Here is a 24,953-nt window from a genome sequence, read left to right as displayed (position 1 = left end):
GTCAGCAAAAAGAAAAGTCACGACCTTTCTTTCACCCAATTTATTAATCCACCTGCGAGCACAATGTCAATTTGACGTTTCGACATCATGTGTTCGCAAGGAATGTCCAGTTTTTTTGACCGGACTTTTGCTGATATTTCCTCTTCATTCAGGAGCACTTCCCTTATATTCTCCAGTGTTATAAAATCGCCTTCTTCGAGCTTGTCATAATCAGCATCGTCTTTGAAGGTAATTGGAAGAATGCCGAAGTTAACCAGGTTTTGCCAATGAATCCTTGCAAAATCTTTTACCAGTACCACCCTGAGCCCCAGATACCGCGGGGCAAGCGCCGCGTGTTCCCTGCTGGAGCCTTGACCATAATTAGTCCCTCCAACGATTGCATGTCCGCCTTCCTCCATGAGGGCGGTGGCCCGGTCATAATAATTTGGATCAATTATTTCAAATGAAAACTTGCTTATTTCCGCAAGGTTGCTTCGGTACGGAAGCACCCGGGAGCCTCCTGCGAGTATTTCATCTGTCGAAATATCATCTTTAAGGTATAAGAGGACCGGCACTTCTATAAATTCAGGCAGCGGTTCCATATCAGGGATCGACGTAATATTATCACTCTTGTGCAAATCTGTTTGTTTTGCTTCTTCTTCAGGAACCGGCGTTTCAAGAAGGCTGAGGTCGACCTCCGGTTTCTCAGGCTCAGAGATTTCCGGATAATCCTGCTCAAGTTTACGCGGGTCTGTAATTTTACCAGTTAATGCTGAAGCTCCTGCTGTTTCCGGGCTGCATAAAAACACGCTGTCCTCTTTTGTTCCTGAACGTCCTGGAAAATTTCTCGGTGTCGTTCGTAAACTGTTTCTTCCTGTAGCAGGTGCCTGCCCCATTCCAATACACCCGTTACAACCTGCCTGATGAAGCCTTCCCCCTGCCGAAAGAAGACTTGTAATATGTCCTTCATTTATTAAGTCTGTGAGAATTTGCCTTGAAGAAGGGTTAATGTCAAAAGAGACGCCGCTCGCAATTGACTTTCCTTTTACAATTTCTGCGACGACAGCAAAATCACGGTAGCCCGGATTGGCAGAGGACCCTATATAAGACTGGTAAATCGGCTCTCCTTCTACCTCCTCAACGGGTACAACATTGCCCGGACTTGAAGGCTTTGCAATAAGGGGTACGAGTGAAGAAAGGTCAATTTCTTCTTGTCTATCATACTTAGCGTCCGTATCCGCTGTTAGAGGCTTCCATTCCTCACCCCGCTTCTGCGAAGCCATGTAGCGTTTTATTTCCCCGTCGGATGGAAAAACAGAGGTGGTCGCCCCAAGCTCGGCCCCCATGTTGGCAATCACATGGCGGTCCATTGCACTTAAAGAAGCCAGACCTGGACCGTAATATTCAATTATAGTACCTGCGCCTCCTTTAACACTGTGCCGCCTGAGGAGCTCCAGGATGACATCTTTTGCACTCACCCAGTCCGGCAGTTCTCCGGCTAATCTAACCCCCCATACTTCAGGCATTTTAATATAAATAGGTTCACCAGCAACCGCCATAGCCACATCAATGCCTCCTGCTCCCATTGCCAGCATACCCATACTGCCGTTTGCGCACGTATGGCTGTCTGAACCGAGCAAAGTAGCGCCCGGCTTTGCAAGCCTTTGCATGTGAACAGGATGGCTCACTCCATTCCCCGGCTGGCTGTAAAACATGCCGAATTTTTTTGTGGCACTCCGCAAAAACAGGTGATCATCTGGGTTTTTGCTGTCAACCTGGATAATATTATGATCAACATACTGGGCAGACACTTCCGTTTGGGCTCTTTCCAGTTCCATCGCTTCCAATTCAAGCATTACTAATGTTCCTGTCGCGTCCTGTGTCAGTGTCTGATCAATTTTAAGGCCAATTTCTTCACCCGGGGACATTTCACCTGATATGAGATGCTCCTTAATTAACTTTTGAGTGACATTTAACCCCATTACTAAACCTCCTAAATCATACTAAATAATAAACTTTATATTCCCTTTCCTTATATTCTAAAAATTAAAACTATTCCAGCTTTTTATCTGGGTTCAAACACTGCACAATTTAAATGGAATGACCACTTTACTATCAGGAATTAAATGACACCGTTTTCAGAGGAAACCTGCGGGGGATTAGTGTTTGAGGGGCGTTCTGCCCAGTAGCCTTGCACGAATGGAATATATTGTAATTTTTAGTTTACAAACACAAAAAAAGCTCCTATTGTAGAGGAGAGACCAATACTTGTTCCCAATCCTCTACAAAGGAGCAACCTAGAATGAAAAGTATAGGTCATAAAGCACTCATAAGTCAATGCTTAGATTTACTTCCTTCGAAAGTTTATGGATGTCCTCTGTTGAATTACGGAAACGACAAGCTATCGGCAGAAGCTTTAATGAAAATATTTATCGCTGCTAATCTTGATAACTGGCGCTCGTACCAGCATATGGAGTGGATGCTTGAGGCTAATCGCTCTCTCAAAAAATCGTTAGATTTAGAAACAATAAGCGGCAGTCAAATTAGCCGGAGAATTAATGATTTACCAACTGAATGGGCACAGGACCTCTTTCTGAAAGTCGTCAGTATGCTTCAAGAGCTTACTCAAAAGGAAAAAGGAATCACTAAGAAAATAGGTCAGTTAAGCATCGTGGATTCCACGCATCTCAAGCTTCCTTCGGGACTTTGTAAGTGGGCTTATGTGTCAAAGGAATGGCACGTGGTCAAAATGCATACGCGTGTGAGAGTGGTTTCAGAAGACAGCTGTTATCCTGATAAAATTCTTCCCTCGACAGGAAATGTAAGTGACTTTGAGAGTTCAGACGAACTTATTGAAGATTTAGGCACGACTTACCTAATGGATCGGGGCTATCCATCTAAGCAAAATCTTAAAACCTGGTTAGACAAGAACCTTCTCTTTGTCGCCCGCATCACACAAAGCCTTAAAGTACAGACAATTGGAGAATACAGTGTTGATCATCCCTCTATTCTAAGCGATTCAAAAGTGTTATTTGGTTCTTCAGATAAGCCGGTTCGTCTTATTGTGTTTAAAGATGACAAAGACCGTCTCTATCGCCTTATGACTTCAAGGTGGGACCTAACCAGTCAGGAAATCATGGACTTGTACAGATACCGTTGGAAAATCGAAACGTTCTTCAAATGGGTTAAACAGCATTTAAGTCTGGTCAAACCATGGAGCACCAAGCCTCAAGGGGTGTGGAACCAAATGTTCCTCTCTTTAACTGCTTATTGCTTAGCCCTGATTCTTCAGTTAAAAACTAAAACAAATAAAACATTGTGGGAATTCCTTCTTCTTATGCGCGCCAATATGTACGACAGTTGGGACAAGTTTTCTAAACAACTATTTCGAAAGAAATCAAAAACCTCAAAAGGAAGACAAAAGGTGCCGATTGAGAAGAAAAAGGATCCTCAGTTTCAGGGTAGTGTGGCGAAAGTTAAGGTTCAAAAAAGAAAGTAACTAAAAGTTTGGGTGAAAGCTAAATAGGAAAAAAAAGGGAACAAGGTCATTATATGCCTCGTCCGCCTTTTTTTAAAATTAACCCAAAACATTGTTTACATATCTTAACATTAGTGTATTTATTTTACTTACACGCAATCGTTATGCGTTCTGCCGCTCCTTATTGAAAATTTAACTGCACGAAAAAGGAGGGCCCCAAAAATTAGACTTTTGGGATACCCCTCCAATAACATTCAGTCAGGCTGGACAAAAAAGCCAATTTCATCCATCATCAGCTCACCAGGCCCGTCAGCAAAATATAAAGAAATCCTTTCTACTTCTTCGATTGGGAAATCAGGAACTGCTTCCTTAAAAAGATTAACAGGCAGTTCATAGTTTTGGAAGACCGGTTCGATTGCTTCCTCATATTTCCCTTCACGCATGATGTCTTCAAACCACGGGTTTATCGTATATTGAGTAGCAATAGGCGGTTCAATCGTTTTAACTGCCTCCAGTGAAACCCTTGCCGTCTCTCCGGATACTGTTTCCATTTCCACATCTAACTGCGGCACATGATAGCCTTCCCCTGCATCTTTTTCCATGTCACGGTCCTTGTTTGCAATAGACAGCCGTATACTTTCAAAACTTTTATTAAAGTTGTCTGCTCGGAAATCTTCATTAAAGTATAAATGGTATCTGGCTGTATCCTCCCACTTGAACGCCATTCCCCGGGTGCGCTTTTTATTCCCTGAGCGGTTTTCAGCTGCTTGTATTTCCCATTTATTGAAGCCGACCCCTACAGCAGTTACTCCCCCGGCAAGATCGGTCTTACTTTCCGCTCTGTTATAGTTAACCAGAGGCATAAACTCACTGTTTTCAAACCGCGTAATATATTGCGTGTTCGGCAGCCATTCTTTTCCATACCTTACATCCCTGAACAACGGTAGATATTGGTCATTCTCCTTTACAGCACTTTCAAGAAAAGCGGATATATATACTTCAGCCACCTGCCGTTGTTCCTCTTCACTCATCATTTGCGCTCTGTTAAGGAAAACTCCACCGGGAAGCCTCATATCCATCCGTCCCCAATCAGTATTAAACTGGCTGTGATTGGCTTCAGCGATATAGACACCTGCTTTAAAGTGCCCGTTATCCCCAGGGATCGAGACACGTCCATATTGCCTGTCACCATGGTAATTGTGTACGTCCCCGTCTCTTGCCCCATGCAGAGTCAAATAAGACACATTATCAAGTTCCGCTCTCATATCATCTACTTGGCGGTCAGTCGGTGCTATCGCTACAACTCCTTCAATCCCGATATCTTCAATACCATTCAAGGAATCTTCTTCAGAAAACCATCTTTCATAATCAGCTACCATAGCCACAGCCTGCCCTCCCCGGGAATGACCGATTAAAGAAACCCGCTGGAGGTCAACCTTATCATAAAACGGAGTATCTGGTGTTTCATGGAAGGCCTCCACCTGCAATAAATGATGCATCAACAACCATGCTCTTAACTTCATATCATTTGAAGGAATCCCTGTCCAATTAGAATAATTAAGAAAGTTCTGATCTACTGAGACAGCAATATATCCCCTGCTCGCAAGCAGTTCGCCAAGATACCCATATCCCCCGTCTGAAAAATTCTCCATCGTATGATTTCCATGCACCATAAGTACAAGTGGAAACGTTCCCTCTCCCTCAGGCATCCAAACTCTGCCATTTAAGGGGAGGGATGTCTCATCAAATCCCCAGAAGAATGTCCTGTATCTTTTCCATTCATTAATATAGGCCGAGGCATCCACCGAATCAGAAATTAACTCCACCCCATGTCTAAATTCATCCCGGTGATTGTCCTCTCCATTTCCATATGTAAATGTTGTAACAGAGTGCGAACCCTGTTCAGAAGGGTTTTCAACTGACAGCGGGGTAATATAGCCATTATCTCTGAATGATTCAGCTACGTCAGCATGCTCGATCTCCGGCCTCCATAAAAACAGGAATAAGATAATAGCTGCCGGGAGTACTGACAAACCAGTTTTTTTCCAGGCTGTTAAATTGCTTTTCAGAAGAGTAATAATTAACCCTGCACATAAACCGACACCCATCCACACACCTGTAATAATCCCTGAAAATAAAGGACCAAGGTTGGCCTCAGTTAATATAAAGTAAGTTATATAACTGCTGTACAGCAAGCATCCTGTAAATAACCTTGGAATAGGCAAATATAGTACCGAGAACAAAAAACCGATAATAACTGCAGCCAGCATAAATATTAGCGTATGAGCAGTTAAAGCGATGGCAAGATCTATATGCCTGCCTAACCCGGTGGGTGTACCCGCCACCCCTGTCATAATTCCAATGGCAGTAATAAGCCAAAGAGAAATAATTATGTAAGTAAGTTTGTGGTCGAACGCAGGTATTTTCACAGCTCTTCTTTTGAGCCAAATTAGAAGTCTATATAACTTATTCGGTTCTTTCGTCTCACTGTCCATTCCATTTATCCCCTTATTAAGCACTTGTAAATTAATCTCAATTTTCTATTATATCAGACCTTTTCCAAGTCTTGTGACACTTCTTCATGCTTTTTAAAATAAAAAAAACTGCTCATAAAGTAATTAAATTACCCTTGAGCAGAGGGGTTAAACCCGTTTATTTATTTGAAAGTTATCTTCTAGAAGCAGCCAGTTTTGCGGAAAGTCCCAACCTAGCACCCAGTAATACACGCCCCGCAAGCCTAACTCCTTCACAAGATCAAATTTCGCCTGTATGCTTCTCGCATCTTCAAACCACACTTCATGCTCTGCTCCTTCCTCATCAACATACCTGAAAAATGGAGACTGAGCCGTTTCATCATATTCTATTGCCGCGTTATAATCACCGGCTAGCCGAATTGCTTCCTGATGGTCAATTGCCCTTGCTCTCGATACTCCTTCTACAAATGGCAGAGTCCAATCATATCCATAAAGCGGGATCCCCATCATCACTTTATCGTAAGGCATCACCGAACCAGCATATTCTACCACACGCCTTACTTCATTAAGGGGTGCTACAGCTCTTGGCGGGCCTCCTGTCCATCCCCATTCATAAGTCATAAGAAAGACAAAGTCAGCCGTTTCTCCATGAAAGGCGTAATCATGCCCTTCATAAAGAACGCCAGTCATGCCCGGTTCGACTATAGGTGCCAAAGCACTTGAAAGAAAATAACCTTTTTCATCAAGCCTAGCCTTAGCCCGCACCATCAGCTGATTATATGCTTCCCGATTTTCAAGGCCGAGGTATTCCAGATCAAAATCAAGCCCTAAATAACCTTTTTCATCCATTATGGCAAGCGCTTCGTCGAGCATCCTGTTTTGCAAGTCTTCATTTTGCAGCACTGTTGAAGCAAGCTCTGTGCTAAAAGCCCCCTCGTCAATATTAGTAATAACCATTAACGGAACAACATTATTTTGATAAGCTGTATTAATAATTTCCTGGTCATTTAAGGGTGTCAGCGATCCATCTGCATTCAGTTCATAACTGAAAATTTGTAAAAAAGTTAAATACCCGCCTACTTCATCTACTGCCTGTGCTGACTCCTCACCTGTTATTTTAAGGTCAACATAAGCTCCTACATCTATCGCCGGTTTCTGGCGCATATAATCCGGGATATACAATGAATGGCCCGGTTGGATAAATTCAGTCCGAATAACTTGGTTTACTGCCGCTAACTGATTGACCGGAATCCCGTATTTCTGACTGATCATCTGTAAGCTTTCTCCGCGCCCAAGCAAATGAAATCTGCCTTCAGTTGGAATAACCAGAGCCTGACCGACGACAAGCGGGGTCATGTCGTCCAGCCTGTTAGCACTTGTTATTTCCTGCACTGTTACCCCATAATCCCGGGCTATACTAAATAAAGATTCTCCAGTCGACACCACATGAATGATCAACTGACCGCCCTCCCTGCTGTCTATTAAACACCTTCTTTTAACTCTATTCCTTATTGAAGGTAAATATGATCAGAGGAGAGATTAAACCCTTGTTCACCATTTAATTGAAGAAACGGCTTCTTGCAAGCGTTCTTTTTCAACGTCTGCCCCGTCCGATTGGCTGATTTCTATTTTTATCCCTTCCATTGTACCAAAGCCTTTAACAAATCCATTTAAACGCGCAGCCAAGGTTGAATGAACCAGGCCTTTATGGGATGGATATAATTCAGACAGTTTCTCCAATGCTGACTTATACTGTTTTAAATAATATTTTTGATGAAAGTCTTCCGCTGGATAAAAAGGTTTCTGTGAAATAATTTCTGTTTCAATCTTGTGCCCTTTTATCTCCTCCCACTTCTGTTTTACGCTAAAAGCCGTTTTTTTCTGCGAGTTATCAAAACAGACGAGAAGAGACATGTACTGTCTTCCCCCGTAGCCGTGTTTTTTACCGCTGTGGCTTTTCCAGAATTCATTGAGAAGCTCTTCGTAAGTTATTTCCGCTGGATCGTAAACCACTTGAACAGCTTCCGTATGATCACCCATTTGCCTGTATACAGGATGTGCTGTTGTCCCTCCTGTATATCCTGCTTCAGTTTTTATGACCCCTTTATGACACCCAAACTGGGCATCAGGTCCCCAAAATCAGCCCATTCCAAAAACTGCTTTTTTGAGGCCTGCTTCTCCTGCATTTTTTATGTCTGCCATAATCTCTATCCACCTCTTTTCTAAAGGGATTTAAAATAAGCCCAATAATTTATTCCATCACTTGTTCATTTTTATTACCTCCAGCTGATTTAATCAAACAAACTTTTTTATATTAAAAACTTCTTTAAGTGGGCAAATTAAATTTACAAAAAACTGATGATAAAAGGAGTATATTATGAAGCTGAAAAAAACACCATCCATGAGACCTTTGTGCCGGCCAGGAATAAGGAAAGCTGTTGTCTTTTTAGTGACATTCCTGACAATGCTGGCTGTTCTATCCGCTTCAGTATCAGCGAAAGAGTCTGAGTTACTTAAAGCGCCAGTTTATGTGGATAACCAGCCTGTCCAGACGAACTATGTGATGCGAGACGGACATATGATGGTGCCTGCTATGTTTTTTAAGCATACAGGGACAGAAGTAAACTGGAATGAAAAATATGATTCAATAGTTTTCCGATTAGGCGGCACGCGTTTTGCCAACCCGACAGGAACGAAATACATCGATTATCAGAAAGCAGGAACTGACCAGTGGGAAAGAGATACGTGGGCAACACCCTCTATTCACGTAGACGGCCAGACATTCGTCCCGTTAGTGGATGTCGCAAGAAGACTGGGGTTAAGAGTGGAGTATGATGCAAGTGCGAAAAGAACAACGATTCAAAACCCTAACAAAAGAACTGCCAGAAGAATCGGCTCAGGAGATTCAGCCGGCAGGCAAATTGCCCTTACATTTGATGACGGCCCGGACGCCACATATACCCCGCAAATACTTGATATTTTAAAGGATAAAGGAGTTCCTGCTACATTCTTTGTTGTTGGAAGGCAGGTAGATCAGTTTCCTGAACTTATGCAACGCATTGTAAAAGAAGGACATGGATTAGGGAACCATTCTTTCACCCATCCTGACCTTACTGCTATTCAGTCCAGCGAGGTAAGGGAAGAACTTTTCAAAACCCAGCAGAGTATGAGCAGAGCTGTTAACAGATTGCCTGATTTATTCAGACCTCCATACGGAAAACTAACCAGAGCTGATGAAGATTTTCTTCAGGAAAAAGGATTTCGGATTGTTATGTGGTCTGTTGATACCTTGGACTGGACTGGCCTTTCAGGCGATGAGATTTTCAACAGAGTCAAAAATAATATAAAACCGGGCGGAATTATTCTTCAACATAACATTGATGTAAACCCCGGGATGCTTGATGGAACGGTAGAAGCCCTCCCAAGGATTATCGATGAGCTACAGAAGCAAGGTTATACCTTTGTCACGGTCCAAACATTACTTGATTAATCTTTTGTAATCACTAAAAAGAGCCTGGCTAAAGCCAGACTCTTTTTGGTAACTATTGAATGGTGACATCTTTTAATTGGTATAACCCGGATGGATCTGCCCAGAAACCGTCAACATTGTCTGAATATCCCATGATATGGTCAGGGTGATACAAGAACGCCATCGGCGATTTATCAAGAAGATAGTTCGTTGCTTCTTCATACATTTCTAAACGGGTATCCTCATCCTGTTCAACACGGGCTTCATGAATCATCGCGTCAAACTCATCATCTGCGAAGAACGACCTGTTACCGCCTGTACCAACGTTCTCAGAGTGGAAAAGCATGTGCATTGGGTAATCTGCATCACCTGTCCCGAGAGATAGACCGAGAATAAACATATCATGCTCGCCCGCACCAGTCTGATCAAGGTAGGCTCCCCATTCTACAACTTCAATTTCAATATCTACTCCTATCGCAGCTAAGTCAGCCTGCGCCAATTCGGCGATATCCATTCTTTCCCGGCTGTCATTGGTCCATATGGTTGTTTCAAACCCATCTTCATAGCCTGCCTCCGCTAGCAATTCCTTTGCTCTTTCAGGGTCGTACTCCAGCTGGTCAACATTTTCGCTGTAGCCAAAGTTAGTATTATTTACTGGACCGAGAGCTGCATCTCCCGTACCTTCAAGAACCCCGTCCAGCATATTTTCCTTGTTAAGTGCTAAAGAAATCGCCTGACGGACTCTCTCATCATCAAACGGTTCTTTTTCCACATTAAAACCTAAATATGTAATACTTGCGGCATTTCTTTGGTACACGTTAATGCCATCAGTATTTTCCACACGTGACATATCACTTGGCGTAACCGGGTCAATAATATGAGCAGCCCCCGTTTCCAGTTCTCCAATACGTGTTAAATCCTCAGGGACCACACTGAAAGTGACAGTATCTACTTTCGCATTTTCTCCCCAATAATCTTCGTTTTTAGTTAATACAAGTTCATCACCTGTATCCCAGCTTTCAAATTTGAAATAGCCTGTACCATAAGGATGCTCGTTAACATAGTCGCCAGGCTGTGCCCCGTCTTCCATATTCGCATAATCCTCTTCAATCACTTCCGGGCTTACAATACTGGCAGCATAGTGTGCCATATGAGCAGGGAGCGGTGCAAATGGATCTTCAGTTACAAATTCAACTGTATAATCATCAACCACATTCACTTCTTCCACTATTTCAAAAAGAATTTTACGCGGAGAAGCGAGTTCGTCATCCAGAATCCTCTCAATATTCACCTTAACTGCTTCTGCGTTAAATGACGTCCCGTCATGAAATTCTGCTCCTTCAACCAAGTGGAAATGCCACACATCATCTTCTACAGCTTCCCACTCTTCGGCAAGTCCCGGTTCCAATTCCATATTATCATCATACTTGACAAGTGTTTCATATAGATTGGTTTGAATGTTACCGGACGGTACGTCACTTGAGGTATGAGGATCCAAAGAGTTTGCATCTGATAACACGGCAACAATTAAGTCCCCGCCTTCTCCTCCTGCTGCTTCACCCCCATCATTCTGTTCGTTTTCGTTATTTTCCGGTGTTTCTGCCCCAGTGTTTTCCCCGCTTTCATCCGGTTCACTGGCACAACCAGCCAGCGCCACAGCTGCAGCAAGTGAAAACATCCCTGCTTTTAAGCCTTTACTTCTTAACATGTCAGAGTCCTCCTTTAAATAGTCCGTAACTTATAATATAAAATAATAAAAATATTACAAATCCATTACCTAAATTACTATATTCTAAAAAGAAAGTAAATAATATTTTTTGAAAATTATATTTTTTCGTATTTATTACAATATTTGTTTATTTTAGAAAACGCTTAAATGTTAGGGTTATTGGTGATAATCCACTAAAAAACGATAAGATTATAAAAAAATTAACAGTATAATATTAAAATGTTTTAAAACAAGATTCAGACTACGTTAAAGGAAAATTATTGTAATAAATTATTGCGACTTTTTCGTTAGTCTTTATTCGCCTATGTTATAATACTGAGGTTGATAAAATGAGCCGGAGGTTTCACAATGGACTTTACTATAGAGTATTTATCTTTCTTTGTAATTAAAGTAACAGGAGGCGGAGAAGAGGCAGAAAAAGTATTTAACCACTATCAGACCCTGGATAAAGAGACCTATTTATCCAGCCCGTTAAAAGATTTTTTAGACGGGGAATTAGGGAAAATAGCTAAACGGAAAGTAGAGCGTCATCCTAAGAGCGAGCAAGTACCCACTAAAATAGGATATTTTACAGTGGAACCCGGTTACGAGCTTGATTCAAATCCAAATTATAATCTTTTTCAGAGACTCAGGGTGGCAGATTCATTAGATACTTTCAAAGAACAAAGTGAAAAAATAGTCAGAGGCTATTTGAACACTAGTTCGATTCGGGGCGGGGCTCTTATTGTTCTCCGCGCTAAACTTACTAAGTTTTCAGATGAACCTTATATATTTGTTTTAAAATGTGACTTCGAACAGAAAGTCGCTTCTATTACCGATGAGCAGTCACTTATTAAAAAAGTTGAAATGGCTATTACAACTAAAAATATGAAGTCCATCCAATACCCTCATATGCCTGAGGAAGGAATGGCCGAAGAATGGGAACTTAAAATTCATCAGTCCTCCCATTCCAGATATTTTGAAGAGTTTCTTAAATATGTTGAATACACCCAGACGATTACGGACATGGTCAAAGACCGTGTCATAGAATCTCATCAGCAGTACATTTCTGAAACGTATGAAGAAGACAGTGAAGAGAGAATTGAGGAAGAAGAATATATCGAAGCCTGGTCAAATACTGCCGAGAGACAAATGCAGGAAAAATGGACGGAAGAACAGGTGATTGAAGCATCTTCCCCGCTTGTTGAAAATCAGCCTGAAATGCCTTTGAAATTAAAATTGGATCATATTGACATTAAAGGCCTCCTTTCCGATTTCAGTGCCAGCATACATATCGCTAAACAAAACGGAAGATACATAGTACTAATCGAAGGGGAGTCATTTTCATTTGATAAAGATGCTTCTCCAGTTGAATTTCTTCAGCCTGACACACTTGAAAATGTAATAAAACGATTAAATAAATAAAGAGAGTTCCCAATTCTTTGGGGACTCCCTTCTACACGTTACTGACCTCTTACCCCAACTCCTCATATTATCTGTCCGTATCTTAACTTTCACCTTGCTTTTCTAACACTTCTCTGCAAACATCATAAATATCTTTTACATTTAGATTCTCAGCTTCATTTAAAATACTTCTCTCAAACTGGTCATTTACCGTTTTAGCCTCTTTCAGATAAGTGATTCCCTGCTTCATATATGATTTATATAATTTTGTTAATTCGCTGATTGCCACTGCATATTTCTGATCCGTTTCAGGCATGACTGTTTCTGTATAAAGGTCAATAATTTGATCCTCTTCTTGTTCAGGGAAATATTCATGGGGATCGGTACTGTCAAATAAACAGACCCCGAGCTCTCTTATAATCACCATATCAATACTGTGGGGATCAAAACCGCAGTGATACATTTCCACATCAAACCCAGCCTCATCGCTAAAACGAGCTACTTTTTTTAGTAAGGTCGATTTCCCAGTCCCGGCCCGCCCTTTAATCAAATATCGTTTTTTTACATCTGCTGTTAAATCAGGAATATAGTCAACTACACCACGCGGAGTTGACGCACCAAAAAAACGGTGTTTTGTACGACCTTTTTTTCCAGGGTTTTGTTTCTTTCCAATTATCTCCTGAACTAAATAACCAGTCAATTTGTCGGCTTTATGAAAATCCATGCTGTTTATATATATTTCCTCTAAACCATCGTGGATTTCCAAACCTCTTTTAAAAGACCGGTGTGCTTTTTGAATAATCCTGTTGATATTTTGTACATACATCCGTCTGATGTCCTTCTCAATAAGCCGGGATAAATTAAGAATGGTATCTGAATTAATCACTTTCGTGCGCCCTGTATGTTCCAGGTCGTTAACTGTAAAAGCTGTTTTAAGAGCGGGTATAATTACACCATCAAGAGCATTGTTGTCAGACGCGCAATGAATACACTCCACTTCATGCCCTTTGGCCGCATTTTCTTTGGCGATTGTTTCCAGTATTTTGGACTTAATAACCCTTAACGACCCTTTAATAACTACCACTTCATCTACATCCTGTAAATTTGATTCATATAAAGAAAAGAATCCTCTGGCAGTATGAACTCCCCAAAAGTAATGACGCATTTTTCCCTGCATAATAATCTCCCCTTAATGGTCAATCGTCTATATAATTTATGCACCATTCAACAAAAAGTGTTTGTTAGGAAGAAAAGGGACTATAAAAAGAGCGTCCTCCTTCAGGAAGTCAGTTGAAGCCCTTGGGTAAAGAAAACGAAGCCACTGAAAAAGAGTTTATATTTAGAGAACGCTTTTATATTTATTAGTTAATCTGTATAAAGGAGTTGATGATTCCTACGCAAACTCGCTTTCCGTGGAGAAGTCGGCAAGCCGCTTCGAGCTTTGCTCTGCAGGGTCTTGCCTGACTTCCTTTTCCACAGGAAAGAGCATTGCTTCAGTGACTATTCACCGATTTGTCTCGACGGATGCTGCTCCAGAGCGCAGCTTTCAGAGGAAGAGACAGTCTCGCTTCCTCCGGTCTCATTAACTACTTCTCGATATAAATCGAATTGAGTTATGAAGCATTTAAAAGTCGGTGATTTAACTTTTTCTGTCGCTTCAAGAAAACATAGCGAACTTCCACACGGATCTGGCCCAGGATGTGAAGGGGTTACTAAGGTCCTTTAATCGATTGTTGCACTTGGGTCTTTGGAGTAAGCCTTTGCCGACAGTGAACCGGCAGATTAAAATTGACTCTTATTTAAATAGAAACGATTCTATTTTTACAGTAAACAAACGCCCATCTAATGGATTGAAATCCCTGCTTTTAACAAAAAAACATCCGACCAATATTTAAAATATTGTTTCGGATGTCTTTCAGGTTACTATCCTTATATCTCAGTCTCTTTATGAAAAGAAAATAAATTCAGCGTGAATATAATCTGACAAAGTCAAAATCCCAAATGAAAAGTAAGGCATCTTTCTTTTATCCATGACAGACCCTGGATTAAACAACAGAGTCTTGTTTACATAACGTAAATATGGTATATGAGAATGGCCGAAAATAATACAGTCCATTTTTTCAGAAAAAGACTCTGCAGCCCTCTTTTCGGTCGTTTTACCGGTTCCATGGCCATGGACAATGCCGATTTTAAACCCCTCAATAGTTAAAGCTTTTTTATCAGGTACTATTCTTCTCATTTGTTCATTATCTGTATTTCCGCAGACACCATCTATCTGTCCATATTTTTTTAACTGGTTATACACTTCCGGAGTCTGCCAGTCGCCTGCATGTATGATACGGTCAGCGGTGGCTAATTCCTCTGTTAACCTGACGGGAAGTATTTTTCCTTTTTTAGGCATATGGGTATCTGAGACGACTATAATTTTCATATAAACCACCTTTTTATAAAGGCATAAAATTAAACCCTATAGGCAGCCCAAACCCTAAATACAACGTTACCAGCAATGAAACAACCAGCCCGATAAGCATTCCATTCAGCGGTTTGCCTTTTTTCATCCGAATCATGTACATTTCTGAAAAGCTTATAACAGCCAGTCCGGACACAAATTTCAGGCCGTACAGCATATGATTGATCCCTGCAAACTGAAAGAATAAGATTCCCCCAGTTATAATTATCAGGATATAAAACAGCCTTAATGCCATATGTAAGATTTTAACCTGTTTTGCCATTCCTTTTTTGAATAACGCCACAGCTGCAATAAATAATACGATGGCTACTACCCAAGTAAAAATATGGGAGTGAGTCGTATAGAACATCCTTTTACCTCCTTTTTTCTTTATCATTTTTCCAGTTCAAACTACAGTTTAAACTGAAATCGTAAAATAATAAAGGAAAATGGCGCTGGCCGATACTATAGACTCATAAAGTGTGCTACAAAAAATCTGAGAAAAAACAGAGAATTACAAATTTAATCCTCTGTCTCATCTCTTCTCCCCTTTAATTCTTCAATAATATAGACCATTTGCATTTTTATATCTGAAGTGTTTTCAAATTCAAAGGCACTTCTGGCGAACTCCAAATCCTTTGACAGTTTTTTGAAACGGCTCTTCAGTTCTTCTGTCGTTTGCTCAGGTAAATTCATCAGACTTTTTAAATTCGGATTAACCTTGTGCATAGGTCTTTATCCTCCCGTTATATATTTCAAATCGCCAGTCATAACTTTTTATCTAAGACTAATATATCAGAAAATATCAAAATATAAAACATTTATCAATGACGTTACTTAAATAAACATAAATAGAGTAGCATAGTCTCAGCCGGTGGACCTGACAAGAAAAACGTTTATCGTTTACATCAGCCCCGAATAAAGAGTACACTTATTTTTGTTAACGAAGACAGGAAATGAGGAAAACGAATGAACCAGGGACAAAGTGAAGTTACTAAGGGCGTGTCAGCTGGAGTATCTGCTTATCTTATCTGGGGTTTTCTCCCTATATACTGGAAACAGACAGAACACATTCCAGCTTTTGAGGTGCTCGCCCATCGAATAGTCTGGTCACTTTTATTTATGATTTTAATGTTCTTTGCTGTAAGAAAAATGAGCCAGCTCATTTACGATATCCGCTATTTAATTACCCACCCTAAAATTATTGCAGGAATCGCCTTGTCTGCTTTCTTTATCAGTATTAACTGGGTTCTCTTTATTTGGGCAGTTGCAAATGAACACATCGTGCAGGTAAGTCTTGGATATTATATTAATCCTCTGCTGAATGTTTTGCTTGGGGTACTGTTTTTCAAAGAAAAATTGACTTTCTGGCAGAAAATATCAGTATTTTCAGCGCTCACAGGAGTCAGTATTATGACATTTTCATTTGGAGAGGTACCTTATATTGCTCTTGTGCTTGCATTTAGTTTCGGAATGTACGGATTAGTAAAAAAACAGACTAAAATCGGGGCGATGACAGGACTGACGATAGAAACATTACTATTAATGCCTGCGGCGTTAAGTTACATCATTTGGATCCGCGGCAATCCGTTCTCAGCCTTTTACATTGAAGAACCGAGTACTGCTTTTCTGCTTGCCGGAACAGGCGCAGTAACTGCTGTCCCTTTACTTTTGTTCGGTATAGGTGCACTTAAAATTCCTCTTTCGTTTATTGGATTTCTTCAGTATATAGCACCTACCATCATGCTGGTACTGGGAGTGATATTTTATGGAGAGCCTTTTACAGCAGTTCATGCGGTCTCTTTTTCATTTATATGGCTCGGACTATTAATTTATTCCTTTTCAAAAACGGCTTTTCTGGCAAACTTTACTCCCAAATAGCCAGTTGCTCAGTTACCACACGGACATTTTAGAATACTCCTTTATATTTGTGTCAAAAATACAGGTAAAGATGTAAAGGAGCTTTTATAAATGACTAGAACCACTACTCTTTATTTAGGTATTACAGGCGGCTCATTAGGTATTATTTTTACCTTTTATGCGCTGTATTACGGTACAACAGATGAAGCAGTTTACGGCGAATCGTTTTTAGCCGGGGAAACGTTAGGTGCTATTATGATCAGTACAGCTGCTATTGTGGGAGCTTCATTAGCCGGAAATAATGCTAAAGCAGGCGGATGGCTCATGCTCGTGTCCGGACTCGCCCTGCCCGTTTTAATAGACACGTATGGTTTTATTCCACTCATGCTTCTTCTTCCGGCAGGAATAAGCAATATAATAAAGAGAAAAACATCATAGTATAATCTATATTGACTCAGCAGCTCTTACTGTTACTAGGGATACAGGGCTGCTTTTTTTGTTGATAATTAACTGAGCTATCTAGGAACATCTTTTGACATTTTAAATTTGTTCATTTACTGTCTTTCTTATAAAAAACTAACGGGGGGAATTAATATGGCAAAAGTAGCAGGCATTCCAATGGTGTCTAAGCCTTCCTGGAAAAGTGAAAACTATTTAAAAGCAGTAAAACTTGTGCAAGAGGCAGCTTCACAGGGAGCGGAAATTATTTGTTTACCTGAGTTATGGCTCTCAGGCTACCATTTTAACCGGGAAGATGTGCGGCTTCTGGCAGATACAGCCGAAAGCAGAATGATTGGTTCATTCCAACAGCTGGCTAAGGAAACAAAATCGGTCCTTATTGTTCCCTTCCTTGAAATGAGCTACACTCCCTCTGGATACGGGAGTAATTATTTTATATCCTCTGCCATCATTGACAATAACGGCAAACTCCTTGGCATATACCGAAAGTCTCTATTATGGGGACAGGAAGAAAAGACATTTACACCTGGGAAAAAATCATATCCTGTTTTTAAAACAGGTTCTGGAACGGTTGGTGTGCTGATTTGTTATGATATAGAATTTCCCGAACCGGCAAGAGAATTAGCTTTGAAAGGGGCTGATATTATTTTTGCCCCGTCAGTATGGAGCCTCGAAGCCGAAAACAGATGGGATATCCAGCTTCCTTGCAGAGCTCTGGATAACACCGTTTATATATTTGGAGTTAACGCCGCAGGAAATGGCGCTTGCGGGAAAAGTAAATTGGTGTCCCCTGAAGGGTCTGTCATGTCAGAAGCTCCATCAGATAAGGAAAAGATTATTTACGGGGACATAACCTGCGAAACATTGAAGCACGCCAGATCAAAAATCCCTTACTTGAAAGATTACTCCCGTGCTTTTCAAAAGGGAAAAGGCAATAACCCTTAATTTCCCGGCTGCCTGAAAATGTCCCAGCCCAGCACTTTAAATACACCCTTTATAAATTAATGGCAAATCTGAATATTTCAAATCATTAATTATTACTATGAAAAAGCTTTTATATCAATACTATACTTCTTTTATAGTTTAGTTAGAAAATTAAAAAAACTAGCGCACTATGAATAACTATGCTAAAATCATTTTTAACATACAAGTTGTAATAGAATACTATTTTACTAATTTTTCTGTTTTAAATAGTGCTAATATTAGTACTATTTAAAATACATTAATCTAAAACTTTAAGGGGGAAAAAATGTGAAGAAACTGTCAGTTATTTTTATGTTAGTGGTACTTGCTTCTTTTGCGGCAGCCTGCGGTGATTCAGCTGCAGATGGAGATATGCCGGAATACACGGTAGCCACAGACTCCAATTATGTTCCGTTTGAATATTTAAATACGGACACTGGAGAGATGGAAGGATTTGATATTGATTTAATTAATGAAATTGCCGACCGTGTAGGTTTTACTATTGATCTTGAAGTGGTCGAATTTGATGGAATTGTTTCCGGGATGGGAACAGGCCGTTATGATATTGGAATAGCAGGTATGACTATTACAGAAGAGCGGGCAGAAAACTTTGATTTCTCAGATCCGTATTACGATGCAGGCTTAATTTTAGCTGTGCGGGCGGACGAAGAAGAAATACAGTCTATCGACGATGTAGACGGAAGGCCGGTAGCAACGCGTGCTGCTACTACGAGTGAAACATATTTAGTGGAAAACACCGATGCTGAAGTACGGACTTTCCCTGATATTGTAAATGCATATCAAGATTTAACTGCAGGACGAGTGGATGCGGTAATCTACGATGTTCCAAACGTTCTATATTACATGGATACAGAAGCAGTAGGAGAAATGAAAACTGTTGGCGAACGATTAACAGGTGAACAATACGGTATTGCATTCCCTGAAGGGTCTGAACTTACTGAACAAGTAAATGAAGCTCTTGCAGAAATGAGAGAGGACGGGACTTACGCCGACATTTATGAAGAATGGTTTGGAGAAAGACCTGACGAAGATTAAATTAATTTAGTAATTTATCCAGTAAAGCGCCGCGAATGTGGTTTTCGTGGCGCTTTATATCCTACATACTCAAGAAGGAGGCAGCACATCCAATGATTGAAAACCTGACGGAGATATTTACGAGTCCTCATTACCGCAATACGCTCCCCTTCATCGCCCGGGGACTCCAGTTAACATTGATCGTCACGTTTACAGGAGTATTCTTCGGGTTTATTTTAGGCAGCATTTTTGGACTTGCCCGTTTATCTAAAAGTAAAATTATATACGGAATTGCAACTGTTTATATTGAATTAGTCCGCGGTACACCTATTCTTGTTCAGGCATTATTCCTATATTTTGCTGTATCTGATTTTTTTGGAATTAACTTTGACGCTTTAACGGCAGGGATTATTGCTATCGCCATAAATGCCGGGGCTTATATTGCTGAAATTGTCCGCGGAGGCGTGGAATCAATAGATAAAGGGCAAATGGAAGCCGGCCGCTCTATTGGATTAAGTTCCACCCAGACGATGAGGTATATCATATGGCCGCAGGCGTTTAAACGAATGATTCCTCCTCTTGGGAACCAGTTCATTATTAGTTTAAAGGACACTTCAATTTTTGCGGTAATATCCTTAGGTGAAGTCACTTATTTAATGAGACAGTACGTAAGTACTTCCGGAGACCCTTTTATACCTTATATTATGCTGTGCTTCGCTTATCTTATTATTACTGTACCCGCAATGATTATTTTACGCCGTATTGAACGGAGGTTGGATGTTTAATGATTAAAGTTACTGATCTGCATAAATCATTTGGGAAGGTGGAAGTCCTTAAAGGAATTGACGCAGAAATTAATGAAAAAGAGGTGGTCTGTGTGATTGGTCCCTCTGGATCAGGCAAGAGTACCTTTTTACGCTGCATAAATCTTCTTGAAGAAATTACTGCCGGTGATATTGTTATAGACGGCGAAAGTTTAACAGACCCTACAATCGATATAAATAAACTCCGCTCACAAGTAGGAATGGTATTTCAGCATTTTAACCTATTTCCTCATATGACCGTGTTAAAAAACGTAACATTAGGCCCTTTAAAAGTTAAAGATCTCTCAAACGAGGAAGCAGAGAAATTATCTCTCGATTTATTAGGAAAAGTAGGCTTATCTGATAAAGCGCATGTTTATCCAGGCAGTTTATCCGGCGGGCAAAAACAGAGGGTAGCCATTGCAAGAGCTCTCGCAATGAGCCCAAAGGTCATGCTGTTCGATGAACCTACTTCCGCATTGGACCCTGAACTTGTCGGGGACGTTCTGGAAGCAATGAAAGACCTGGCAAAAGAAGGAATGACCATGGTGGTGGTTACCCATGAGATGGGGTTTGCGCGTGAAATGGGCGACAGAGTTCTCTTTATGGATGAAGGAGTTGTTATGGAAGAAGGTTCTCCTGAAAATATTTTCGATAACCCCCAGCACCCCCGGACCCAGGAATTTTTAAGCAAAATTTTATAAACATCGTTTTAAAAGAGCGCATTGGCTTGCACGTAATATATTAGCTGATGGAGATCAAAAGCTGTTCAGATAACTGAATGGCTTTTTTTCTTTTGATGTTAAAGCAGCTCATCTGCTGTATAAGCTAACAAAGCCCCTCCTGGCTGACTTTTTAATCCGGAGGCGGATTCAGCAAGCTCCTTAATGTCTCCGTGATATTAATTTTTACGGGTTAAAAAGTATCATTTATGGGTAATTATGATAGAGGTGATCATAAATGTCTGTTAATCAAATACTCAAATACATAATCTATTTGTTTTTGACAATTTTCATACTCTACGGGTTGTATGTTTTTTTGTTTTACGTAAACCAGGAGAATGACTTATTCCAGGAACCGGACCTATCAAGAGAGAAGGCACAGGAAATTAACGCCGAAAATAAAAAAGCTGAAGAGCTTTTTATAGAAACAGAAGATGGTACCAGCCTGCACGGCTGGCTCTTAAATAATTCGAATCACTCCCCTTCCCGGCTCCTGATCTATTTCGGGGGTAACTCCGAAGAGGTTTCAAGGACCCTTCCGGAATTTGAACAGTTGAATGACTGGTCTGTCCTGCTCGTGAATCACAGAGGATACGGATTAAGCGAGGGAACCCCCTCTGAAGCTGCCCTTTTTCATGACGCTAAAGCGATCTATGATTTCATTTCTGAACGGGAAGAGATTGACTCAGAGCATATTGCTGTCATGGGCCGAAGTATGGGGACAGCACCAGCCACCCATTTGTCTAAAGAAAGAAACGTTGCGGGAACCGTGCTCGTATCTCCATACGATTCACGTACACGGGTAATGAAAGACAGGTACCCTCTTATTCCTGTAGAGAGGCTTATTAGGCATCCATTTAAGGTCAGTGATAAAGCTGAATCAATTGAGAGCCCCTTACTCGCTTTACTCGCCTCAGAAGATGAAATCATCCCAACTGAACATTCAGCAGCCACCCTGGCTGCCTGGAAAGGAGAAAGCCAAAAAGTTTGGCTGGAAGGCTATAATCATAATAACCTTCAATCAAGTCCGGACTTTTGGAAGTCCATTCAAACGTTTTTAGATGAATTATAGAAAATGCGCCCAGGGGCGAGCCCATAGGCGCATTTTTCCTGTATTAAGCTGGAAGTTCAGACCCTTCAGTGAACAAACTCACGCATATAAACCCTGTAAGGCTGACGCTGTAAACTGGAAGAAGCCCTGGGATAAATCCATTTAAAAAGTAGACAGCAAAGAGGCCCATAATGAATAACAGTGTTTTTCCAGGAGCCAGCACAATCCGTTTAACCGGTTCAATAAAACTTACCTTCGTAAAACTTACTTTTTTTTTCTCAGCCGCTGCCAGCCCAAAAATCATCATCCACACCGCAAACCCCATTAAAACAATTAACGTGCTTGTGCTGAAAAAGTAAAAAATAAATCCTTCAAAAAAACTGATAATATTAAGGTTTACTATTAAAATTATTATAAAAACACAACCTAAAAAAGCAATGAGGTTACCTTTTATAAAAACCTGCCGGTAAACAGACCAGAAAGTTTTAACAATGGGGGGTTCTTTCCCATCCTTCCATAAAGATATGAGCCTGCAAACGGCAATCCAAGCCGGATAAAAACCAAACAATAAAAGTCCGGCTGCTGTAAAAAAAATCCACAGCAAATTAACTAAGGCAAGTTTCATTAACCAATCGGCCATCCGGTAAATGAAACCTGAGGTACCTGACATTTCCAATAAATTCACCTTCCTAAAAGAAAAAGTAATCATCATATGATGACTACTTATTTCCATATCGAAATAAAACTATGTCCTTTACAGTCTACCTCTAACTCTCCATTATTACTAGCGCCTGAAATTGAAAATGATTCCCCTTCAGGGAGTACCAGGTTCGTTAGTGTTTGCTCTCCGTCATTAATAAAAATTTCAACTGACCCCCTGTCCACGATCGCTTCAATCTTCAAATACACTTTTTCTGTATCAAAAGGAGCTGATGTTTTTGCAGGAAAATCTTTATGGAAATGACTCATTTTCATTTTTTCTCTGTCAAATGTAATTTCACCTGCTTCCTTGTCAATAACGAGATTGCAACCGTTAGTTGTACCACTGTTATAGAAAGAAAAAGCCACACGGGATAAATCGTCTGTTTTCATTTTAAATGTCAGGCTGAAGGGGGCATCCGGCTGAAGACATAATATCTTCTCTACATGAGACAGCTGAACCGTACTGTTTATAAACTCTTTGTTAATGAGTCCCTTAATTTCAGAAGCCGGCTGTTGAAGCAATTTAATTTTGCCGTCCTCTCCTTCGGTCAAGGATACTTCTCTCGGCAGCGACATGGCACTCCGCCATGGATGAGTGGGAACTTCGTTAGCATACTGCCAATTGCTCATCCAGGCTAACCATACCCTTCGGGAGTCCGGCATATCAGAAAACGACTGAGCAGCGTAAAAATCTTTTCCATAATCTACCCATAACACGTTTTCTTTGGGTGCCTCATTAACAAACTCTTTTCCATCGAACTGGCCGATAAAATACTGGCCGCCTGATCCTCCTGCCGCTGCCCCTGCCTGAACATCTACTTCCAGAACCCATTTCGTCTTGTCAGAGTTGGCTACAGGGAGCTGAAACAGGTCAGGGCATTCCCAAACCCCGCCGTGAGCACCTTGATTTTCTCCAAATTTGCTCGTATATTCCCACGTTTTAAGGTCTGATGACCTATAGAACATTATTTCCTGGCCTGCAGCAAGAACCATGATCCATTTCTTTGAAGCTTCATGCCAGAATACTTTAGGGTCTCTGAAATCTTTAATCCCCGGGTTAGGGATGACTGGATTCCCCTCATACTTGTGCCATGTCCTTCCTTTATCCTTACTGAAAGCAATACTTTGCTGCTGAAAATCTCCATCTGCGCTTGTATATAAAGCCACCAGGCCATGACTTCCATTGAAAAATCCGGTTGTATCGTGCCAGTCAACAACGGCACTTCCCGAAAAAATCATACCAAGGCTGTCAGGCTCCATGGCTATCGGAAGATGTTTCCACTGATACATGTCAACACTCACAGCGTGTCCCCAGTGCATCGGGCCCCACGTTTTTCCATGAGGATGATACTGATAAAACAGGTGATACTCTCCTTCATAATAAACCATTCCGTTCGGGTCATTCATCCATTGGCTTTCAGGAGTGAAATGGATGTGCGGGCGATACGGCTCATTATATAACGATTGTGCTGGTGACTCGTGTTTAAGTTGCTCTTCCATATAAAGCTCTCCTTTTGTGATTAATAAAATCGGTAGTTTAATTTTTAGAACCGGTATGGGCAAGGCCCTGAACATAATAACGCTGCAAGAAAATAAATATTAACAGCATAGGCACGGTGGCCACTGTAAGAGCTGCCATTACCTGCCCCCATTGAATAGGCGGCTGATTCATAAAATACTGCAGACCGATTTGAATCGTTCTCATACTGTCATCATTTGCAACAACAAGCGGCCAGAGAAAATCATTCCAGTGATTGATAAATAAGACTATAGCTACGGTTGCAAAAACAGGCTTTGACAAAGGGACAATAATTCGGAAAAAGATACCAATTTGTGAACAGCCGTCAATCTTAGCAGCTTCTTCCAGCTCTCTCGGAAAGTCCAGGAAAAACTGCCGGAAAAGAAAGATAGCAAATGCATTTGCAATGAACGGAACGATAAGTCCTGTATACGTATTTACCCACCCAAGATTAAAAACTAAGACGTAAAGCGGCAGGAAAATACTTTCCGGAGGAATAATCAGAGTAGCTATAATTACCGCGAGCCAGAAATTCCTCAAAGGAAACTGGAACCTTGCAAGTGCGTAACCAGCCATTGAATTAACTATCAGGCCGAAGATAATAATACCGATGGTATAAATTAAACTGTTCATAATGTAGCGGAATAAATTAACTCTCTCAAAGGCCATTATGTAGTTTTGAAAATAACTGCCGTCCACTTCATTTGGCATCGGAGGCAGGAAAGCTTTAATGGAAGTCATATCCCTGAAAATTTGCACGTCTCCTTTCAGAGATGACATAACCATCCACACGAGAGGAAACAGGAAGATGACAGCCAGAAAGCTCATAGTTACATATAAAAGAATTTTTTTCGTTAATACTGGCTTTTTCATAGCCT

Annotated in this window: 21 protein-coding genes and 2 pseudogenes; 10 read left to right on the top strand and 13 right to left on the bottom strand. The window is 40.8% G+C overall.

Annotated elements, in window-relative coordinates:
* Positions 1 to 17: 17 nt before the first annotated feature.
* Positions 18 to 1,961 (bottom strand): aconitate hydratase, encoded by a 1,944-nt coding sequence (locus BMW59_RS08685; RefSeq protein WP_093050315.1) that lies wholly within the window; start codon positions 1,959 to 1,961, stop codon positions 18 to 20.
* A 320-nt stretch (positions 1,962 to 2,281) separates the two neighbouring features.
* On the opposite strand from BMW59_RS08685, the gene BMW59_RS08680 reads away from it, so the two are divergent.
* The gene (locus BMW59_RS08680; protein ID WP_093050312.1) at positions 2,282 to 3,478 is read left to right on the top strand and encodes an IS4 family transposase; all 1,197 of its coding nucleotides are present in this window, start codon (positions 2,282 to 2,284) and stop codon (positions 3,476 to 3,478) included.
* Positions 3,479 to 3,711: 233 nt separating this feature from the next.
* On the opposite strand, the gene BMW59_RS08675 is transcribed toward BMW59_RS08680, so the two are convergent.
* The 3 genes and pseudogenes from BMW59_RS08675 to BMW59_RS08665 all read right to left on the bottom strand — a co-directional run.
* Positions 3,712 to 5,952, bottom strand: coding sequence for a poly(ethylene terephthalate) hydrolase family protein (locus BMW59_RS08675; protein ID WP_093050309.1), 2,241 nt, complete (start codon positions 5,950 to 5,952; stop codon positions 3,712 to 3,714).
* A gap of 147 nt (positions 5,953 to 6,099) precedes the next feature.
* Complete coding sequence (locus BMW59_RS08670) at positions 6,100 to 7,389, bottom strand: glycosyl hydrolase family 18 protein (protein WP_093050306.1); 1,290 nt, start codon at positions 7,387 to 7,389, stop codon at positions 6,100 to 6,102.
* Between the two features lie 93 nt (positions 7,390 to 7,482).
* Positions 7,483 to 8,058 (bottom strand): annotated as a pseudogene (locus BMW59_RS08665) (peptide-methionine (S)-S-oxide reductase MsrA); the annotation flags it as partial.
* Between the two features lie 250 nt (positions 8,059 to 8,308).
* Here BMW59_RS08665 and BMW59_RS08660 point away from each other — a divergent pair.
* The gene (locus tag BMW59_RS08660) at positions 8,309 to 9,421 is read left to right on the top strand and encodes a polysaccharide deacetylase family protein (RefSeq protein ID WP_245733011.1); all 1,113 of its coding nucleotides are present in this window, start codon (positions 8,309 to 8,311) and stop codon (positions 9,419 to 9,421) included.
* Positions 9,422 to 9,473: 52 nt separating this feature from the next.
* Here the strand turns inward: BMW59_RS08660 and BMW59_RS08655 are convergent, their stop codons facing one another.
* The gene (locus BMW59_RS08655; RefSeq protein WP_093050300.1) at positions 9,474 to 11,108 is read right to left on the bottom strand and encodes a glutathione ABC transporter substrate-binding protein; all 1,635 of its coding nucleotides are present in this window, start codon (positions 11,106 to 11,108) and stop codon (positions 9,474 to 9,476) included.
* Positions 11,109 to 11,477: 369 nt separating this feature from the next.
* On the opposite strand from BMW59_RS08655, the gene BMW59_RS08650 reads away from it, so the two are divergent.
* Positions 11,478 to 12,533: a DUF3900 domain-containing protein gene (locus BMW59_RS08650; RefSeq protein ID WP_093050297.1), complete on the top strand. Its 1,056-nt coding sequence runs from the start codon at positions 11,478 to 11,480 to the stop codon at positions 12,531 to 12,533.
* 82 nt (positions 12,534 to 12,615) lie between these two features.
* On the opposite strand, the gene BMW59_RS08645 is transcribed toward BMW59_RS08650, so the two are convergent.
* From BMW59_RS08645 to BMW59_RS08630, 4 genes are all read right to left on the bottom strand, one after another.
* Complete coding sequence (locus BMW59_RS08645; RefSeq protein ID WP_093050294.1) at positions 12,616 to 13,689, bottom strand: hypothetical protein; 1,074 nt, start codon at positions 13,687 to 13,689, stop codon at positions 12,616 to 12,618.
* A gap of 768 nt (positions 13,690 to 14,457) precedes the next feature.
* On the bottom strand, positions 14,458 to 14,943 hold the full coding sequence (locus BMW59_RS08640) for a metallophosphoesterase family protein (RefSeq protein ID WP_093050291.1): 486 nt from the start codon (positions 14,941 to 14,943) through the stop codon (positions 14,458 to 14,460).
* 13 nt (positions 14,944 to 14,956) lie between these two features.
* Positions 14,957 to 15,331 carry a YisL family protein gene (locus BMW59_RS08635; protein ID WP_093050288.1) on the bottom strand — a complete coding sequence of 125 codons (375 nt, stop codon included), beginning with the start codon at positions 15,329 to 15,331 and terminating at the stop codon, positions 14,957 to 14,959.
* A 152-nt stretch (positions 15,332 to 15,483) separates the two neighbouring features.
* Positions 15,484 to 15,690 carry a hypothetical protein gene (locus BMW59_RS08630; protein ID WP_093050285.1) on the bottom strand — a complete coding sequence of 69 codons (207 nt, stop codon included), beginning with the start codon at positions 15,688 to 15,690 and terminating at the stop codon, positions 15,484 to 15,486.
* 240 nt (positions 15,691 to 15,930) lie between these two features.
* Here BMW59_RS08630 and rarD point away from each other — a divergent pair, with 240 nt between their 5' ends.
* The 7 genes from rarD to BMW59_RS08595 all read left to right on the top strand — a co-directional run bounded on the left by rarD (position 15,931) and on the right by BMW59_RS08595 (position 21,875).
* Positions 15,931 to 16,842 (top strand): EamA family transporter RarD, encoded by a 912-nt coding sequence (gene rarD / locus BMW59_RS08625; RefSeq protein WP_093050282.1) that lies wholly within the window; start codon positions 15,931 to 15,933, stop codon positions 16,840 to 16,842.
* Positions 16,843 to 16,932: 90 nt separating this feature from the next.
* Entirely contained in the window at positions 16,933 to 17,259 is a 327-nt protein-coding gene (locus tag BMW59_RS08620) for a hypothetical protein (protein ID WP_093050279.1), read from the top strand.
* A 156-nt stretch (positions 17,260 to 17,415) separates the two neighbouring features.
* Positions 17,416 to 18,225 carry a nitrilase-related carbon-nitrogen hydrolase gene (locus BMW59_RS08615; RefSeq protein WP_093050276.1) on the top strand — a complete coding sequence of 270 codons (810 nt, stop codon included), beginning with the start codon at positions 17,416 to 17,418 and terminating at the stop codon, positions 18,223 to 18,225.
* Positions 18,226 to 18,531: 306 nt separating this feature from the next.
* A complete protein-coding gene (locus BMW59_RS08610) occupies positions 18,532 to 19,299 on the top strand; it encodes a transporter substrate-binding domain-containing protein (protein ID WP_245733009.1) in 768 nt (255 codons plus the stop codon).
* Positions 19,300 to 19,391: 92 nt separating this feature from the next.
* Positions 19,392 to 20,063, top strand: a complete 672-nt coding sequence (locus BMW59_RS08605) for an amino acid ABC transporter permease (protein ID WP_093050273.1) — start codon at positions 19,392 to 19,394, stop codon at positions 20,061 to 20,063.
* On the top strand, positions 20,063 to 20,785 hold the full coding sequence (locus BMW59_RS08600; protein WP_093050270.1) for an amino acid ABC transporter ATP-binding protein: 723 nt from the start codon (positions 20,063 to 20,065) through the stop codon (positions 20,783 to 20,785). The genes BMW59_RS08605 and BMW59_RS08600 overlap by 1 nt, the downstream gene beginning before the upstream one ends.
* Before the next feature lie 256 nt (positions 20,786 to 21,041).
* A complete protein-coding gene (locus BMW59_RS08595; protein WP_093050267.1) occupies positions 21,042 to 21,875 on the top strand; it encodes an alpha/beta hydrolase in 834 nt (277 codons plus the stop codon).
* A gap of 43 nt (positions 21,876 to 21,918) precedes the next feature.
* Here BMW59_RS08595 and BMW59_RS08590 read toward each other — a convergent pair whose 3' ends face one another.
* The 4 genes and pseudogenes from BMW59_RS08590 to BMW59_RS08580 form a co-directional block, all read right to left on the bottom strand.
* Positions 21,919 to 22,587 carry a DUF624 domain-containing protein gene (locus BMW59_RS08590; protein ID WP_093050264.1) on the bottom strand — a complete coding sequence of 223 codons (669 nt, stop codon included), beginning with the start codon at positions 22,585 to 22,587 and terminating at the stop codon, positions 21,919 to 21,921.
* The gene (locus BMW59_RS22410; RefSeq protein ID WP_425441263.1) at positions 22,578 to 23,132 is read right to left on the bottom strand and encodes a GH32 C-terminal domain-containing protein; all 555 of its coding nucleotides are present in this window, start codon (positions 23,130 to 23,132) and stop codon (positions 22,578 to 22,580) included. Before BMW59_RS22410 ends, BMW59_RS08590 begins: the two co-directional genes overlap by 10 nt.
* Positions 23,105 to 24,056, bottom strand: a pseudogene (locus tag BMW59_RS22405) (glycoside hydrolase family 32 protein); the annotation flags it as partial. The gene BMW59_RS22410 and the pseudogene BMW59_RS22405, both read right to left, overlap by 28 nt.
* 37 nt (positions 24,057 to 24,093) lie before the next feature.
* Positions 24,094 to 24,948, bottom strand: a complete 855-nt coding sequence (locus BMW59_RS08580; RefSeq protein ID WP_093050410.1) for a carbohydrate ABC transporter permease — start codon at positions 24,946 to 24,948, stop codon at positions 24,094 to 24,096.
* Positions 24,949 to 24,953: the final 5 nt, after the last annotated feature.

The organism is Salipaludibacillus aurantiacus (genome assembly GCF_900111295.1).
Classification (GTDB): domain Bacteria; phylum Bacillota; class Bacilli; order Bacillales; family Salisediminibacteriaceae; genus Salipaludibacillus; species Salipaludibacillus aurantiacus.
The sequence above is the reverse complement of the archived record's forward strand: the minus strand, read 5'-3'. Positions and strand labels throughout refer to the sequence as shown.